Genomic DNA, 16,501 nt, shown 5'->3' with positions numbered 1-16,501 from the left:
ATAACAACCCTGGCCGGGGCAGATCACTGCCTCGGCTTTTTGGGTTTTTAGGGCTTTATTCCACCAATATTCTGATACTTGAGGAGTTAATATTAATATGAATAAAACACCTGTGGAGATAATTCCCAACGAAGCCTTAGTAGTTCGTGGGGGTCTTAATCGTCCAGAAGATATTAAACGTGGCACAACAACCCACCCCAGCGGTATCACGGGAATTTCTGTAGAATGTGCAGTAGAATTGTCTATAGTAGAATTAGCATTAGCAATCCGTCATGGACGAGTTGGTGTTACCACAGTGGGTAAAGTCCGCTCGGAAGGTGGAGATGTCATCCGTACTTCTGGCAGAAGTTTAAATCATGCAACTCTCACTGGCTTAACACCAGAAAAAGTAAGCCTTCTGCTGACACCAACGATTCCTAACCCATCTAGGACTTAGGCAACGGGTACATAGAGTAGGGTGCATTAGACGATCAAACTCTGGTTTGTTTAATCTATCACTTCGTCTGATGCACCATACAAGCTCATTTAAGTCTGCCAGTTGTGTAAGTCCTACAATCAAAAAAAATATATTGAGTACTGTAAAAATATGAGTTGTCCCAGAATCTTTGCAGACTTTCATAATGCTGATCAACAGGGTCGCCTTCGTCTAAATTGTGTTGGTACAATTGAAGATTTGAGTCGCCAAAATATTAAATTGGAAAATGGTCAATTGCTCACCATCTATAGTGAAGAATTAGAAGTAGATGGCGTGGTACAATATTCTGAAGAAGAAAGTCTTTGGGTTGCAGTAATTGATTGGCAGCAAATTAGACAGGTAGAGGATATGCTTCTTCAAACAACCGTCTAGTTAAGGCTTGCTAAATATTCATTCTTTGAAAGGCAACTAACATGAATCTATCATTTAAAGATTTCAGATTTATTATAGAAGCCATTGAACATCAAATCAATGCTTATCAAGAACGTTTGCAGGTAATTGAAGATGTAGAGGAGGATGAGGATGAGGCTGCCGATCTAGGGAACGATATTAAATTTTTAGAGCTTCTCCTTGCAGACATGAAGAGAAGTTTAGAGCATAATACCTCAGTCAAACGTTTAAGTTTTAATGGTACTTTTTCGCCAGTTCAGAATGATAATTCTTCAGAAAAGCCAAAAGACTTATCTTTGCAAGAATTAGTAAAATCCACGCTTAATTTATCAATTAGTGAGCGATTATTTTTGATAGAAGCCATTACAACATCTGTGCGTGAGGAAGTTACAATAAGCAAATCTTGAGTGCGGTAAAAATATGAGTTGTCCCAGAATCTTTGCAGACTTTCCTATAAAAGTGAATTTATCGAGTAGGCGATCGCCATTTTACATAAAAAAGCGATCGCGCAGCCACTTTAACGGCACATAATCAGACTTTGGGCAGATACAAACCCGGCAAACGGCGATGTAATCTCTACCCAATTGCGGTTTTGCCCGCTTTTATCCAAAACTAGCTTGTAATTTTGAACAAGAGTCACCTTACCGTTAGCAGGTACTCCCCCTCTGTAACCTGACGCAGCAGAAGCATCTGCGCGGACAGCTAAACCGCGCGGCGCGACGCGGGGCTCAACTTGGCGACAGAGATTTCCATCAGGAGTTCCATTACCAGCAGAAGGATTTTGGGGAGGATTGTTCGCTGTCCCCGAACATATTCCCAAATTGCTGTCGCTGTTAGCAAAGCCGTTAGAAATGTACCCCCTGACTGGTGATGAAATTTCTACCCAGAGGCGGCCATCTGATGCCTGAAGCACGTTCGCGGCTTCAACGAGGGTGATTTGACTATTCAAGGGTGCGCTGCCTACTTGGCGCGATGTCAGAGAAGGTTTCTCGCGGATGACTAAACCCTGGGATGCAGTAATTTTGCGACAGAGACTTACTGTAGCTTGGGCTATTTGAGAGGTACTTGACGGTGGATTTTGACTGAGATTTGATGTTACGGTTGCGCCTTGGGCGATCGCAGAAATCTGCAAAGTGCCGATCGCGATCGCGAACAAGCTTAGCACTCCTGCGGGTTGATTCCAGTGACTGATCTTTTTCATACGTTCAACTCCTCATCTAAATCAAAACAATAATTTGAATTTGATGATGTAGTTATAGCAAAAAACGGTTTTGAGTAGATGTATAGTCCAAGGAAGAAGGAAGAAGGAAGAAGGAAGAAGGAAGAAGGAAGAAGCAATCAAAGCAAGGGTTTGAGCATTTAAACATTCTAACCGTCTTGGCGGTTGCTATAATCCTGAGATTGCCAGAATTGAGCAAATTTGAGATCGAAGCCACTGTACCCTTGGGGAATTTTGCTTGCAAGACTTACGCATTACTAAAGTAACGCCACCATCTCGCCGATATTCTTATTGCGCGTAGAGTAGCGTTACAAACAGTTTTCTGTAATTCTGATTAAAATTGCCGCAAAAAGCGCAAATCACTCGTATAAACGCGGCGAATGTCGTCAATTTTGTGCAAAACTTGAGCGAAGCGTTCTACACCAAAACCAGCGGCAAATCCCGTATATTTTTCCGGGTCATAACCAACTGCTTTGAGAACATTGGGATCGACTACACCGCAGCCCAAAACTTCTAGCCAGCGCCCTTGCCACTGCAAATCAACTTCTGCTGAAGGTTCAGTAAAGGGGAAATAGCTGGCGCGGAAGCGAATCGGTAAGTCTTGCCCGAACATTTGCCGTAAAAATTCTTTAATTGTGCCTTTAAGGTCGGTAAATGTTAGTCCTTCATCAACAGCTAAAAGTTCAATTTGATGGAAGACAGCCGCATGAGTAGCATCGACTGTATCGCGGCGGTAAACGCGACCGGGTGCAACAATTCGGATCGGCGGTTCGTGGTTTTCCATATAGCGAATTTGGACGCTAGATGTGTGAGTCCGCAGCAGTTTGGCATCGGGTAAATAGAAGGTATCTTGCATATCCCGTGCGGGATGATCGGGCGGCGTATTCAAGGCCTCGAAGTTGTAGTAATCTGATTCTATTTCTGGGCCAGTGGCGACGGTGTAGCCGAGACCAACGAAGATATCTAAAGCTCGATCGATAACACCATTTAAGGGATGAATTTTACCTTGGGGGCGATAAACCCCTGGCATGGTAACGTCTATAGTTTCTGCTTCGAGTTTGGCTTGGATTTGAGCCGATTGCAGGCTGGTACGTTTGTTGTCTAATTCAGTGGCGATCGCTTCTTTAATTATATTCGCGATCGCGCCTATTTTCGGTCGCCGATCCGCAGCCAATTTGCCCATGCTGCCTAAAATTTGGGACATTTGGCCTTTTTTCCCGAAGTAGCCAATTCGCAACTGTTCGAGTTGTTCTAGGGTATTGGAAGTTGCGATCGCATTTTTGGCTTCTTGGCGGAGAGTTTCTAGTTGGGCTTCTAGGTCATTTAGCTCAGTAGTCATCTTTGCTGGAGTCTGTTAAATTTTGCAGCCATGATGATTTTAGCGCAATTTGTCCTTGATTTAGAAATGGGCAGTTATGGGCAGTTATATAGTATTAAATTTGTGGCCATCGAAATATCAATACTCTTTAAATTGCGATATTTTTTCTAAAAGGCATCAATGCTAAGTCCTAGATGTATTGTTAAGGTGAAAGCGTCGCACTTTTTTGGATAAAGAAAGAAATGGCGACCGCCTGCATTTACAGGTTAACCGCCAATTAAATTGCGCCCAAAATTATCCCTCGATAAACAAACTAGGCGAAACCTTAAAATAATCACCAAGGGCTTTAGCCTCTGCTTTGCTAACCGCCCGTTTACCGTTCACAACTTCAGACACAACATCACTCGAAGACTTCATAATATCTGCTAAATCCGCTTGACTAAGGCCGCTAGATTCCATAATATGTTGCAAAATCTCGTGAGGCAAACTTTTGTCCATCGGATAGTTCTCTGTCTCATAGACTTCAATCAGCGTTACTAACAATTTATGTAAAGCCGTTTCCTCTGGAGTGGTGTTTTTCGCAAAAGTTAGCCTTTCTGCTACTTTCAGGAGGCGATCGTATTCCTCTTCAGTTTCGATCGCCTGGGGAGCGATTTCCGACAGTAGTTTGCTATAAGTAACTCGGTCAAAAGTAATCGTCATTTTTCCATTTATCTTTGTTGTATTCAGCATGAGTAAGGAAAAATTTGTAGTAAACGGTTTGTTTTGTGTAGTTAATCCCAACAATCAAGCGATAATCATTGCCTTTGATATTAAAAACGGTGAAGTTTCCTACCGCTTCAGCATCTCGGTAAATCTGGCGAACATCCTCTAAATTCTGCCATTCTGCTTGCTTGACATTTGCATACCAGTCATCAATTTGTTTTTTGACATCGGGATACTGGCTAGCATCCTTACGGAGGTTGGTCATCGAAATTAAGTGCATTTGTTCTTGAGATTTTTTTCATAATTTTTTTGGATATATTAATTATTTAGGTTAACCTAATTAAGCTAAGTAGTCGGACATAATTAAACTGCACTACATCCGGTGCATCGGAACGTAATAAAGCAAATTAATCTCAAGCGTTTCAGCTATTTAACATTTTGTTACATAGATCGGTTTATTTTTGTTTAGGCACTTACCTCACTTAATCATATCATATAGGGATAACTATCTCAGGACTTACGCAAAAAACCCGGTTTATGACCAAAATCATCGCTTTTTTCGAGAAATATTGACGCAGAAACCGGGTTTTTGACCAAGCGTGCGTAAGTCCTGTATCTGAGACTAAATCCGCTACCATCACTCCCTGATATTCTCTTTCTCTTCCCTCTGCGTCCTCTGCGCCTCTGTGGTTCATCAAAAAAAAATCATAGAACCAAATTTGCTATAACTCCCGCACAAAAAACCTAAGCCTGACTATATCCTTAGCCAAGCTTTCCACCTATCAAAAATATTCCCAATTAAACCAAATTTCCAAAAATTCTTGACTCTTAATTACCCCTACCTTATTATTAGGATAGTTTTAAAGTCGATCTTAAGGTGTAACCTATATAAATATAATCACCCATATATGTGCCCACACACCCCACAAATAGATAGTACCCCCAAACAATCAAAAAAGCAAGGGGGCAAAGCAAAAATCTTTACTCAACCCCCCAACCCTTACCTACCGTTGATTCCAGGCATTCGCCGCATCAGCCACAGCCACATCAACCGACTTCTGATCCAACATCGCCGCCTGCAAATTGTCATAAATCGCCTTTTGCAACTTCTTAATATCCTGCATCGCCGGAATCAAAATCTCCGCATCCTTCATCTGACTTGCACTTACCGCCCTCGCCAAATCCGCCGGCTTCGCATCCGCCGCCACCGCCTGAAAATAACCATCCTCTAAAGCCTCAACAGTTGACGGCAAAACATTCGCCGCCTTCGCAAAAGCCAACTGATTTTGATTATTAGTCACATAAAGGGCAAACTTTATTGCCAAATCTGGCACATCCGTATTACGGGGAATCACCAAATTCATCACCGCCACACTTTTCTTACCAGTTTTTCCCGTAACTTGCGGAGCAGTCGTCGAAACTTGCGCTATAGTCGGAGCATTCTGCGCGATCGCAGACAAAAATTGCGGCCCCGTACCCAACAAAGCCGTCTCCCCCGCCTGATAAAGTTCAATCCCTCGACGGTGGCCTTGAATTAACGCCTCCTTCGGTAACAACCCACCCTTATACAAATCAACCCAATACTGGAAAACCGCCTTACCTTCCGCAGTATTAAACGCCGCCTTGCCTTGGTCGTCAACCAAACGCACGCCCATCTGCACAAAAGACTGCAAAACCTCAGCCGAATCTTCAGGGACAAAGGTTACAAAAAAGGCATACTTGCCAGTTTTTTCCTTAACTTGCTTCGCAACTTCAGCCAACTCAGCATAAGTAGTCGGAGGTTTACTTACCCCCGCCTTCTTTAGGAGTTCCGAATTGTAAATCATTACCTGCGTCGTCAGATACCAAGGAATGCCAAAACTTTTACCGTTGAGAATGCTAGCTTTCCAGATATTCGGGAGGTATTGCGATCGCACAGCATCAGGAACCTTATCATCCAAATCCAGCCAAGCATTCCGTCCCGCCAATAGCGAAGCAAAATCAGGATTGAGATTTACCACGTCTGGTGCAGTTTTTGCCGAAACTGCTGCTAAAATTTTACTTTCCATCGCCGACCAAGGCACATCCACCCACCGCACCTTCACTCCTGGATTTTCCGACTCAAAGCCAGCGATCAATTTATTGAAATAATCAGTAAACTGAGGTTGGAGTTGCATCGTCCAGAACTCCACCTCTTGACCCTTCTTATTCCCAGCATTGGGAGTAGGAGTCACACAACCAAACGCGATCGCCACCAACAGCCCCAAAAGGGCAAAAATTCCAAACCGTTTCCAAGTCTTGCGTTTCATTTTATTGATTGTTTGACCATCATGGTTATTCTCAGCTAAATTGGATAGCATAAATTCGGAGCAGGGGAGCGAGGGAGATGGGGAGCGGGGGAGCAGGGGAGCAGGGGAGCGAGGGAGCAATTACCAATTACCAATTACCAATTACCAATTACCAATTACCAATTACCAATTACCAATTACCAATTACCAATTAGCAATTAGCAATTACCAATTACCAATTACCAATTACCAACTAACAACTAACAACTAACAACTAACAAAATATGGTTAACTTTTTTAAAGGATTATTTTCCAATAAGCAGCCAGGAATAGGCATCGAATTATCCTCAGACCTAATTAAAGTTGTGCAACTTCAAAAGAAAGGATCGGCACTAAAACTAGGGATATTAGCTACAGCAGAAGTTCCAGAAGACATAGTACAAGAAGGTCAAATCGTCGATCCGCCAACAATGGCAGAACTGATCAGATCCCTACTTGCCGACAACAAAATCACAACCAAACGAGTAGCTACAGCTATTCCTGGCAGAGAAGCAGTGATCCGATTAATCCCCGTTCCCGCCGAACTTAACGACGACGAACTGCGGGAATACATGAACGCAGAAGCAGGTCTATACTTACCCTTTCCCAGAGACGATGCAGACGTAGACTATCAGAAACTAGGCTTATTTGTCGATGAAGACGGAATAGAAAAAGTGCAAGTAGTCCTAGTAGCAACCCGGCAAGAAGTTACAAATACTTACATTAATACATTTCAAGAAGCAGGACTAACAATCGATGTTTTAGAAGTCACAAGTTTTGCATTAATCCGCACCATGCGTGACCAATTGCAACAATTTTCTGCCCAAGAAGCAGCAGTATTGACAGACATAGAATTTGATAGTACCGAACTAGCAATAGTAGTAGATGGCATCCCTCAATTTAACCGTACCATTCCCATCGGCACATACCAAATTCAAAGCGCCCTCAACCAGGCGATGAACCTACCCCCCACCAGAGACACCAGCGGAGTCCTAAGCATGACCCTCCCAGTTACAGATACAATGGGCACATCAGGGGGGGATGCGAATCCGGGTACTAATGCCATGATTAAAGTATTAAGCGAACTAGCCGACGAACTGCGCCGCTCAATCGACTTCTACCTCAACCAGAGTGAAGAATTAGAAGTGGCGCAACTGCTACTGGCAGGGCCCGGAGCAGCGATCGGCAAACTCGACGAATTTTTTATGCAGAGGTTGAGCTTACCAGCCAGCCAAGTAGATCCAGTGGAAGCCCTATCCCTGGAATTAGAACAAGAAATTCCCCCAGAACAACGAACTGGTTTGGGCATAGCATTGGGTTTAGGACTAAGGGAGGTATGAGCGCGTGTACAGCTTAGATATTAATTTTCTCAACGATCGCCCGGATTACAAACCGGTAGATGTTAACCGAGAACGTAAGAGCAAATCCACCACATCTACGGATCAGACTCCGATTATAGTTGGGGCTGTGGTAGCACTGGCTCTCAATGGCGCAGTCGGGGGCGCTTACTGGTGGCTAACCCAAGAAAATAGTAGAACTGGGGAACGCAAAGCAGTAGCCGAACAAGAAGCAGCTAAATTGGAAGCTCAAGTAGCCGAAATCACCAAAATCAAGACCGAAACCCAGAAAATAGAGGGAGAGTATAAAGCCTTGGGTACGGTTTTCGATCAAATTAAGCCTTGGTCAGCCATGTGGCGAGATCTAGGCGATCGCATCCCACCAGGAGTAAAAATCTCCAAAATTGACCAAACCGAGCCTAGCCCGGCCCCAGTCGTCGCTACCCCAGCAGCGGCAAAAACTCCCTCACCCTCACCGAGTGGCTCTCCTGCTGCCAGTGCCAGCCCAGCGACCCCAGCTACCCCTGTTGCCCCGCCAGCACCAATCAAGACAGCCACATTAGTAATAACTGGTGTCGCCAGTTCCTTCGAGCAAGTCAACGACTTTGTGCTGCTAATCCAGCGTTCACCCTTTTTCAAAGATGCCGACACAAAACTGCTCGGAGCAACATTAAAAAACAACACCACCCAAATAGCACTTCAAAACAAAAGCGCAGGAGGAGCAAACGAACTCCCCAAACTGCGCCCCATAGTTGAATATAAAATTGAAACAGCCCTCAGCGACACTCCTGCATCCCAATTGCTTCCAGAGCTGAGGAGTAAACAGGCAGACGGTCTAGCAATCCGAATCGAAACACTTCAAGAAAAAGGAGTGATCGCACAACAGCCAGAGGTGAAAAAACCATGACAGTAGCAAATCAATATGTTCCCGGTGAGGAAGGTCAAGAAGAAGAAGAAGGCAAGGCCATATTCGGCCTTAAACTGACTCCGCAAGTCATTGGAGCCGCGATCGCAGTTCTCGGTCTAGGGCTAGCAGGCTATCTAACCTACCAGTTCGTGCTGCCAGAATTGCAAAAAGGTAACGAGACCAAAGGAAAAATTACAGAACTTGAAGGCAAGCAACAACTATTCAAAGCTCAAATTAAGAAAAAAGCTGAAGTAGTTGCCGATCGCGATGAAGCCATACAGCGGAGAATCGAAGTAACGTCAATGTTTGCTGACGATACCACCTTAAATACTCTGCTCTACGATGTTACTCAACTGGTAAACAAAATTAACTCTGGAGTCCAAGGTGACGATCTCAAAGCAAAACTGACAAAATTTGAACCCGTACCCGTGAAAGTAGTTGCACCATCAGGCCCAGCCGCAGCAGCGGCTATGCCCGACCCAGATATTGTCCTAGATAGCAGTTTGGGAGCAGGAGTTAACGGTCAGCTCAGACGCAAAACCTTTAAAGTTGAGTTTGAAGGTAGTTTCCCCCAAACTCAAGCCTTTTTAAGGAATCTGGAGCTGATGCAATCCCTGTTAGTGGTTAAGAATTTAAAATCTCAGTTGTCAGAAACAACTCAGAAAATAGAAGTTGACTATCTACAAGGGAAAATTATTCCTGTAGGTGTGCCCCAAACTAAAATCAAAACAGCCTTTGACTTGCACGCACTACTGCCCTTAAAACAAGTTGAGCCAGCGGCTACCCCAAGTCCAGCCGCACCTGCAACTCCTAAACCTGCGGCAGCCAAATAGTGCTATTTTGTATTCCAATGCAAGTATAGCTAGGGGCTAGGGGCTAGGGGCTAGGGGAAGAAGGGGGAATAGAATCGGCTTCAGGAATTCAAAACGTCCTAACCGCCAAGGCGGTTGCTGTAATAGTTCATTTGTCAATAGTTAAGAGTCAGCAGCGCACCTGACACTTGAAAGCCAACAGTAAACAAAGTTTTAGTTGAGGAGGGAACGTGAAACAACATTTAAGATTGGGTGGAGGGCTTTTCGGCGCGGGAGTCGCAGTCCTGGTCGCACAGGCCCCCGTCTGGGCAGCACCCACAAAAGTCACCGCCGTACAGCTCACTCAAACCAGCAGTGGGTTTAATATTATATTGGCAACAGAGAAAGGCGATCGCCCTCAAGTTTTTACAATTAACGACGGTAATAGTTTCCGAGCAACCATCACCAATACCCAACTGAGCCTACCCCAAGGTAACGCTTTCCGGCAAGAAAATCCCTCTCCAGGTATTGCTTCTGTAGAAGTAACTCAGATTGATGCTAACAGCATCAGAATCGTCGTTGCAGGTAACGGCAACGCTCCTGCGGGGCAAATAGTTCAGACACAGGGGCAAGGAATAGTCTTCAGCGTAGCTCAAGGCAGAGGTACCCCTACTGCCAGTGTACCTGCGATGACACCGCCACCGCCACCAGACCAACCTCTAAGCCAAACAGTCCCACCGCCGCCGGCCAACCTGCCCCTGAGCCAAACAGCCCCAGCGCCTCAAATCCGTACTGCTCAGTCTCCGAACGTGATGGTTCCCAACCCCCAAGTCACGATTACCAGGAACGAGCAACCACCGCTTCCCGAAGACATTCAACCCTCGCTCAACCAAGCTCCTCCTTTTCAATCGCGAGCTGTTGCGCCACCCCTAGGAGATATCGCCGTCTCTAATATCGATCCGTCTCCCTCTGCCATCAATCTCAACACATCTGAACGCATCCCCCGTCTAGTGCTGCGAGATGCACCAGTCAGAGATGTGTTAGCTTTGCTAGCCCGCGCCGCAGGCGTTAATATTGCCTTTACTGGGGATAACGCTCAGGGGCAGACAGGTCAGGCAGCTCAGCCCGGTGTCCCCAATCAGGGAGCTAGTGCTACAAATGAAGGGCAAAAAATTTCCTTAGATATTGAAAACGAGTCAGTTCAAGATGTCTTTAACTACGTACTTCGTCTTAGCGGCTTACAAGCTAACCGTGTTGGACGCACGATTTTTGTTGGCACTACCTTGCCAGTAGAAGCTCGTAACCTCATCACCCGCTCCTTTCGCCTCAATCAAGTTCAAGCCGGACAAGCAGCAGCTTTCTTAAGTGCTCAAGGGGCAGAAACTCAAAGGGTTGTTAACATAGTCAGGCGTACTGTTACAGGCACGGGCGTAGACCGCAACGTAACTGAAGAAAACTCGGTAGAAATTCGACCACTGGGCGCAGTACAGGGTTCGGGAGCCTTGCTACTCAGAGGGTTATCCGTATTGACAGACGAGCGCTTAAATGCGATAACCTTAATCGGCACTCCACGCCAGATCGAAGTTGCAAGCGCGTTTTTGACTCAGCTAGATTTACGCCGTCGCCAAGTTGCTGTGAATGTGAAGGTTATTGACATCAACTTATCAGGACAAAATAACTATAGTTCTAGCTTTTCCTTCGGGATTAATAACAATTTCTTCGTTAATGATGGAGGAAGTGCAACGCTAAATTTTGGCGGGATAAATCCACCTAATACTCTGACTACGCGAAGCTCTCTAACTGGTCGTCCCATAGTCCCCAACCCAATCAGTGGGAACGATCCATTCTACGAGCAAAATAATCAAACTAATGTTCCGCTCACATCTCCTGGCGGCGGTCTTTTCCTAAATCCGCGATCGCCAGTAGGAAACAATCCCAACCAAGTAGGGATTCAAGACTATACCTCCTTTGAAAGAACTCTAAACGGAGCGAATGCAGGGCAGCTTAGTTCGGTTGGAGACGCGACATTTGCCCTTTATCCTCTGTTCCAATATCCGACCAGATTTCTGTCTCAGTTACAGGCACAGATTGTTACTAATAATGCCAAGATTCTGACAGATCCGACGCTGGTAGTTCAAGAAGGAGAGACTGCTGGCGTGAACTTAACTCAACAAGTAATTACCAACATCACGACGCAGACAACAGCGGGCACTGGCTTAACTACCCAAACAGTGACGGCAGAGAAAGGAAATGCAGGTTTGACTCTTAACGTGGAGGTAACTCGCATTGACGACAATGGTTTTATCTCTATGCGAATTAACCCGACTGTCAGGGCGATCGCCAACGATACGAATCTGGGCAATAACCAGATTTCATTGTTGCAAGAACGCTCTTTGTCTTCAGGATTAATTCGCCTGCGAGACGGTCAGACATTGATCGTGTCGGGGATAATTAATGATACTGAAAGAGTTAGGGCTAGCAAAATCCCCATTTTAGGAGATTTACCACTAATTGGTTCACTTTTCAGAAGCACGACCAAGACTAACCAGCGGGCGGAAGTGATTGTGTTAGTGACACCGCAAATCCTCGATGATAGCGATCGCTCTTCCTTTGGCTACCAGTACAACCCCAGCCCAGACGCACGCCAAATGCTCCAGCGGGGTGTGCCGATTCAGCAGAGGTAAGATGATGGGGAGCGGGGGAGCGGGGGAGCAGAGGGGCAATTTCTGTCTTCCATCTTCCCCATCTTCCCCACTCCCCATTTCCCCATTTCCCCCATCTTCCCTACCTCCCCCAATCCCTAAAAGGGATAAATTATATCTCGCAAGGGGGTTTTTTGTCCCAAAATTGGTGTCTAAAACCTAATAAATGTCGAAATCCATATAAATTAAAGGTTTCATCGATCCATATAGGCCGACAAGACTTTAGAATAATGCAGTGAAAATTAGATTCTGTCGGGGTTTCAGCCATCAGTCTAAAGCTTCCTTTTTTGACCATCTGTCAAGGGAATCTGTGCCTGCTAGAAATTGTTTGTCAGAGTTCTAGGTACTGGAAATAGGGAACACCCCGAAGTCCATACCTGGAACCACAAACCCCCAGTCCAACGTGCAGCTAAGAGCTGAGTGCTGTTTAACGTAATTGTGCAAACCTTAAGGAGTATGCCAGATGAATAAAGGTGAATTGGTTGACGCAGTAGCAGAAAAGGCGAGTGTCACGAAGAAACAGGCTGATGCCGTACTGAGTGCTGCTCTGGAATCCATCATGGAAGCTGTTTCCAATGGCGATAAAGTGACGCTAGTGGGTTTTGGCTCCTTTGAGTCACGGGAACGCAAGGCTCGTGAGGGCCGCAATCCTAAGACGGGTGAGAAGATGGAAATCCCGGCAACTAAAGTTCCTGCTTTCTCGGCGGGTAAGTTGTTCAAGGATAGAGTTGCGCCGCCTGCTGAGAAGTAGGAGCAAATAACTGCGGAACTGAGCTTTGACTAGACCTGTACACGGGGGAAATTTAACTTGGGCAGCGGCATTGGCTGGCTGCCCTGCTGCTGCCATTCTGGATTTTTCCGCGAGTATTAGTCCTTTGGGGCCTCCTGAGTCGGCTAAGCGTGCGATTGAATCGCACCTAAGCGACTTGGGAGCTTACCCAGACCCCGATTACTATCAATTGAGGGTGGCTTTGAGCCAAGTACACACAGGTCTAAGCCCGGAGTGGATTCTGCCGGGGAATGGCGCGGCAGAGTTATTAACTTGGGCGGCTTTTGAGTTGTCAAATTTGGCTGGAACTTATTTGGTGACTCCGGCTTTTGGGGATTACAGGCGGGCATTGAAAACTTTTGACGCAACTGTGCTGGAATGCTCGATGGATTTGGGATTGGAAGTTTTAGATTTGCGATCGCCATTTGAAAATTTCCCATCCCAAATTCCCAGTAAAACGGGTTTGTTGCTGAATAATCCCCACAATCCTACGGGCTTATTATTTACCTTGGAGGCGATCGCGCCTTTTTTGGAAAAATTTGCGTTAGTAGTGGTAGATGAAGCTTTTATGGACTTCCTACCACCTGCACAGCAACAAAGTTTGGTTGGGTTGGTGGCAGAGTTTCCCAATTTGGTGATTTTGCGATCGCTGACTAAATTCTATTCGCTGCCGGGACTGCGGTTGGGTTATGCGATCGCACACCCTGACCGCATTCGCCGCTGGCAACAGTGGCGCGACCCCTGGCCTGTCAATACCCTAGCAGCGGCCGCTGCTGCTGCTGTGGTGCAAGATAGCGCGTTCCAGCAGCAAACTTGGGACTGGCTAGATCTAGTTCGCCCTCAGTTATTTGAGGGTTTAGGGAAGTTACCAGGATTGCAGCCTTACAAAGGTGCAGCTAACTTTTTATTCGTGCGTTCTGAGCATTCTGTTTCTTGGATACAAAAAACTCTATTGGAGCGTCATCGTATTCTCATCCGCGATTGTCTAAGTTTTCCTGAATTAGGCGATCGCTTTTTCCGAGTTGCCATCCGCACGGAGGCAGACAATAACCGCCTCTTAGCAGGACTAGCAGATGTTCTAAAATAAGATAATTGGTAATTGCTAATTGCTAATTGCTAATTGCTAATTGCTAATTGGTAATTGCTAATTGGTAATTGCTAATTGGTAATTGGGGAGAATGGGGGATTTACCTCCCCATCCTCCCCCTCTCCCCGTCTTTCCCTAGTCTCTAGTCCCTAGCCCCTAGTCCCTTCTTCTATATTTATGCTTGACTACGATGTGGTGATAATTGGCGGTACTGCTGCTGGACGATTTGCCGCACTCACTGCAACTCACCTCAAAGCTCGTGTCGCTTTGGTAGAATCCCCCAATAATTGGCAAGAGTTGTCGTTGTCTGGTAAACATTCCTCAGTTGCGGGATTGAGATACAGCCAATCCTTGCTAGAGATGGGACGGTTTGTCCAGCAAATGCGTTTTTCACAGCAGTTTAATGTACCTATTGAAGATAAATATGGCGCGGAAATAGCCCTACAATTTGATATAGCAAAGCTATGGATTTCCGGGGTGGCTTCTAACCTAAATGAAATTCATTCTCCTGATGTATTAGCCGCTGCTGGCGTAGATATTATTGTTGGAAAAGGCGAGTTTATTGTCAAACCCGATCTAGGCTTTGCTGTAGATGGGAGAATATTAAGATCGCGCTCATTCCTCCTCGCTACCCCCTCTCAACCAGCAATTCCAGAAATTGAAGGGCTATTATCTACAGGATATTTCACAGCAGAAAGTAGGCAGTTAAGCGAACTAAAAAAGCTTCCTGATACTTTAGTGGTTATCGGTGGAGATCCCGCAGGTGTAGAACTGGCACAAGCTTTTGCTAGGCTGGGAGTTCGTGTAACGATGGTGGTAAAAAGTTCTCATATTTTGGCTAAAGAAGATACGGAAGCTGCCCTTTTAGTTCAAGCCACAATGGAAGCTGAGGGCGTTCGTATTTTAACTCAAACTGAAGTAACACAAGCCAGAATTATTGATGGTAAAAAATGGATTCAAGCGGGGAATGAGGCGATAGAAGCTGATGAGATTTTAGTGGCTGCTGGTTGCCAAATGCCTAATTTTGAATCTTTGAATTTGTTAGCTACAGGAGTAACTTTTAACAAAAAAGGGTTGATTTTAAATAATAAACTGCAAACTACTAACTCTAGAATTTATGCTTGCACAGATGTTGCTGGTGGTTATCCATTTGCCAATATTGCTAATTATGAAGCTAAAATCGCTTTGAAAAATGCGTTATTTTTACCGATTTTTAAGGTAGATTATCGTGGGATTCCTTGGGCTATTTTTTCTGACCCACAACTGGCAAGAGTTGGCATGACTGAAGCACAAGCTATAACTAGATATGGGGACGATATTATAGTTTGTCGAGAATATTTTAAGACTATTGATAAAGCTCAAATGGGGGGAGAAACAACAGGTTTTTGTAAGCTAATTGGTAGTCGTAGTGGGGAGATTTTGGGCGCGAGTCTGGTTGGGCCGCAGGCTGCGGAGTTAATACATAGCATAGCTTTGGCTATGCGTCAAGGGTTAAAAATGGATGCGATCGCAGAACTTCCCCACATTTGGCCGACGCTATCGGAAATTAATGGTAAAACGGCCGCTAGTTGGCAATTGCAACGCTTCCGCAGTCAGCCTTTTTTATCTAATTTATTAGAAAATTTGTTTCACTGGCGGCGATACTGGAATTGGTAATTGGTAATTGGTAATTGGTAATTGGTGATTGGTAATTGGTAATTCTATGCCGAAATTAGCGCTTCAACTGCAATCTGGATATCCGCAAATGCTAGGGGCACAATTTTACCTTGGGTTAGGGTGATCTTTGAGGCGTATTCTCCCTCACGGGGATCGCGAAAAACGATTAGTTCTCGACGCTTCAAGTTAACTAACCAATATTCAGGAATTCCCGCTTCGGCGTAGATGCGATATTTCAGCGTTGAGTCTTTTTCCAGACTGGTATTAGCGTATTCGATCAACCAAAAAATATTTTCGGGATAGGGATGATGGCTGAGATATTCGCGTCCGAGACGTTGGACAATGGCAATATCTGGTTCTGGTTCCGAATCGTTGGGGAGTGTGATGGGTTTGGCGTGTCGGACGAGGGCGCGATCGCTGAGTAAACGAGTTAGATAATCGCCAGCTTCGCTGCTAAAATAGGCGTGGGGTTCTTTTTCTGGCGACATTTCAACGATTTCTCCCTGCAATAGTTCCACGGGGCGATCGTCGAGTAAGCCGATTTCGACGATCTGGTGATAGTCCTTGAGTTTCCATTTGGCGATCGATACTGTCATTTTCGTCAACAATTGCCATAGTTAACTTACTCATTATCCTAATTTAGCATCTTATGCCAATTTCTGAGATATTCTCGGAAAACTGGAGATAAATTAAACAAAATTTTCTCTCCTTCCAATACTTCGGACAGTTTTTAAGCAGCTAAAGTACCATAAGACAGGAGTTCAGGAAAGTTCGGGTGATTTAAAATCAAATTCGGGTCTAAATCTAACTTATCAATAAAGGTAGAAAGCAGATGCCGA

17 protein-coding genes are annotated in these 16,501 nt (G+C 45.2%); 11 read left to right on the top strand and 6 right to left on the bottom strand.

Annotated features, from left to right (window positions below; translation table 11 throughout):
- Window positions 1-97 precede the first annotated feature (97 nt).
- From PY364_RS13810 to PY364_RS13800, 3 genes are all read left to right on the top strand, one after another.
- A complete protein-coding gene (locus PY364_RS13810; RefSeq protein WP_275523304.1) occupies window positions 98-436 on the top strand; it encodes a flavoredoxin in 339 nt (112 codons plus the stop codon).
- Between the two features lie 150 nt (window positions 437-586).
- Complete coding sequence (locus tag PY364_RS13805) at window positions 587-847, top strand: hypothetical protein (protein ID WP_275523303.1); 261 nt, start codon at window positions 587-589, stop codon at window positions 845-847.
- Between the two features lie 41 nt (window positions 848-888).
- Window positions 889-1,272: a hypothetical protein gene (locus PY364_RS13800; protein WP_275523302.1), complete on the top strand. Its 384-nt coding sequence runs from the start codon at window positions 889-891 to the stop codon at window positions 1,270-1,272.
- A 110-nt stretch (window positions 1,273-1,382) separates the two neighbouring features.
- On the opposite strand, the gene PY364_RS13795 is transcribed toward PY364_RS13800, so the two are convergent.
- The 5 genes from PY364_RS13795 to PY364_RS13775 form a co-directional block, all read right to left on the bottom strand.
- Window positions 1,383-2,066 (bottom strand): SH3 domain-containing protein, encoded by a 684-nt coding sequence (locus PY364_RS13795; RefSeq protein ID WP_275523301.1) that lies wholly within the window; start codon window positions 2,064-2,066, stop codon window positions 1,383-1,385.
- 352 nt (window positions 2,067-2,418) lie between these two features.
- Window positions 2,419-3,423: a phenylalanine--tRNA ligase subunit alpha gene (gene pheS / locus PY364_RS13790; RefSeq protein WP_275523300.1), complete on the bottom strand. Its 1,005-nt coding sequence runs from the start codon at window positions 3,421-3,423 to the stop codon at window positions 2,419-2,421.
- 273 nt (window positions 3,424-3,696) lie between these two features.
- Window positions 3,697-4,104, bottom strand: a complete 408-nt coding sequence (locus PY364_RS13785; RefSeq protein WP_275523299.1) for a helix-turn-helix domain-containing protein — start codon at window positions 4,102-4,104, stop codon at window positions 3,697-3,699.
- The gene (locus PY364_RS13780; protein WP_275523298.1) at window positions 4,088-4,387 is read right to left on the bottom strand and encodes a type II toxin-antitoxin system HigB family toxin; all 300 of its coding nucleotides are present in this window, start codon (window positions 4,385-4,387) and stop codon (window positions 4,088-4,090) included. Before PY364_RS13780 ends, PY364_RS13785 begins: the two co-directional genes overlap by 17 nt.
- Before the next feature lie 724 nt (window positions 4,388-5,111).
- Complete coding sequence (locus PY364_RS13775) at window positions 5,112-6,395, bottom strand: sugar ABC transporter substrate-binding protein (RefSeq protein WP_275523315.1); 1,284 nt, start codon at window positions 6,393-6,395, stop codon at window positions 5,112-5,114.
- 40 nt (window positions 6,396-6,435) lie between these two features.
- Here PY364_RS13775 and PY364_RS13770 point away from each other — a divergent pair, with 40 nt between their 5' ends.
- The 8 genes from PY364_RS13770 (at window position 6,436) to PY364_RS13735 (ending at window position 15,662) form a co-directional block, all read left to right on the top strand.
- Window positions 6,436-6,645, top strand: a complete 210-nt coding sequence (locus PY364_RS13770; RefSeq protein WP_275523297.1) for a hypothetical protein — start codon at window positions 6,436-6,438, stop codon at window positions 6,643-6,645.
- Window positions 6,646-6,658: 13 nt separating this feature from the next.
- Window positions 6,659-7,753, top strand: coding sequence for a type IV pilus assembly protein PilM (gene pilM, locus PY364_RS13765; RefSeq protein ID WP_275523295.1), 1,095 nt, complete (start codon window positions 6,659-6,661; stop codon window positions 7,751-7,753).
- Between the two features lie 4 nt (window positions 7,754-7,757).
- Window positions 7,758-8,657 carry a PilN domain-containing protein gene (locus PY364_RS13760; RefSeq protein ID WP_275523293.1) on the top strand — a complete coding sequence of 300 codons (900 nt, stop codon included), beginning with the start codon at window positions 7,758-7,760 and terminating at the stop codon, window positions 8,655-8,657.
- The gene (locus PY364_RS13755; protein ID WP_275523291.1) at window positions 8,654-9,490 is read left to right on the top strand and encodes a pilus assembly protein PilO; all 837 of its coding nucleotides are present in this window, start codon (window positions 8,654-8,656) and stop codon (window positions 9,488-9,490) included. The genes PY364_RS13760 and PY364_RS13755 overlap by 4 nt, the downstream gene beginning before the upstream one ends.
- A 209-nt stretch (window positions 9,491-9,699) precedes the next feature.
- A complete protein-coding gene (locus tag PY364_RS13750) occupies window positions 9,700-12,132 on the top strand; it encodes an AMIN domain-containing protein (protein ID WP_275523289.1) in 2,433 nt (810 codons plus the stop codon).
- A gap of 481 nt (window positions 12,133-12,613) precedes the next feature.
- Entirely contained in the window at window positions 12,614-12,901 is a 288-nt protein-coding gene (locus tag PY364_RS13745; protein ID WP_275523288.1) for an HU family DNA-binding protein, read from the top strand.
- Between the two features lie 25 nt (window positions 12,902-12,926).
- The gene (gene cobD, locus PY364_RS13740; RefSeq protein ID WP_275523287.1) at window positions 12,927-14,006 is read left to right on the top strand and encodes a threonine-phosphate decarboxylase CobD; all 1,080 of its coding nucleotides are present in this window, start codon (window positions 12,927-12,929) and stop codon (window positions 14,004-14,006) included.
- 177 nt (window positions 14,007-14,183) lie between these two features.
- Complete coding sequence (locus tag PY364_RS13735; protein WP_275523286.1) at window positions 14,184-15,662, top strand: NAD(P)/FAD-dependent oxidoreductase; 1,479 nt, start codon at window positions 14,184-14,186, stop codon at window positions 15,660-15,662.
- A gap of 44 nt (window positions 15,663-15,706) precedes the next feature.
- Here PY364_RS13735 and PY364_RS13730 read toward each other — a convergent pair whose 3' ends face one another.
- A complete protein-coding gene (locus tag PY364_RS13730) occupies window positions 15,707-16,258 on the bottom strand; it encodes a Uma2 family endonuclease (RefSeq protein ID WP_275523285.1) in 552 nt (183 codons plus the stop codon).
- Window positions 16,259-16,501: the final 243 nt, after the last annotated feature.

Source organism: Kamptonema sp. UHCC 0994, from assembly GCF_029167235.1.
Lineage (GTDB): Bacteria > Cyanobacteriota > Cyanobacteriia > Cyanobacteriales > Microcoleaceae > Kamptonema.
Note: the sequence above shows the minus strand (reverse complement) of the source record. Positions and strands in the feature narration are given on the sequence as shown.

Coding starts and splice junctions, on each gene's coding strand:
- pheS (WP_275523300.1), bottom strand. CDS start 3,423: ATGACTACTGAGCTAAATGACCTAGAAGCCCAACTAGAAACTCTCCGC.
- PY364_RS13780 (WP_275523298.1), bottom strand. CDS start 4,387: ATGCACTTAATTTCGATGACCAACCTCCGTAAGGATGCTAGCCAGTAT.
- PY364_RS13755 (WP_275523291.1), top strand. CDS start 8,654: ATGACAGTAGCAAATCAATATGTTCCCGGTGAGGAAGGTCAAGAAGAA.
- PY364_RS13800 (WP_275523302.1), top strand. CDS start 889: ATGAATCTATCATTTAAAGATTTCAGATTTATTATAGAAGCCATTGAA.
- PY364_RS13805 (WP_275523303.1), top strand. CDS start 587: ATGAGTTGTCCCAGAATCTTTGCAGACTTTCATAATGCTGATCAACAG.
- PY364_RS13785 (WP_275523299.1), bottom strand. CDS start 4,104: ATGACGATTACTTTTGACCGAGTTACTTATAGCAAACTACTGTCGGAA.
- PY364_RS13795 (WP_275523301.1), bottom strand. CDS start 2,066: ATGAAAAAGATCAGTCACTGGAATCAACCCGCAGGAGTGCTAAGCTTG.
- PY364_RS13775 (WP_275523315.1), bottom strand. CDS start 6,395: ATGAAACGCAAGACTTGGAAACGGTTTGGAATTTTTGCCCTTTTGGGG.
- PY364_RS13745 (WP_275523288.1), top strand. CDS start 12,614: ATGAATAAAGGTGAATTGGTTGACGCAGTAGCAGAAAAGGCGAGTGTC.
- pilM (WP_275523295.1), top strand. CDS start 6,659: ATGGTTAACTTTTTTAAAGGATTATTTTCCAATAAGCAGCCAGGAATA.
- PY364_RS13810 (WP_275523304.1), top strand. CDS start 98: ATGAATAAAACACCTGTGGAGATAATTCCCAACGAAGCCTTAGTAGTT.
- PY364_RS13730 (WP_275523285.1), bottom strand. CDS start 16,258: ATGACAGTATCGATCGCCAAATGGAAACTCAAGGACTATCACCAGATC.
- PY364_RS13735 (WP_275523286.1), top strand. CDS start 14,184: ATGCTTGACTACGATGTGGTGATAATTGGCGGTACTGCTGCTGGACGA.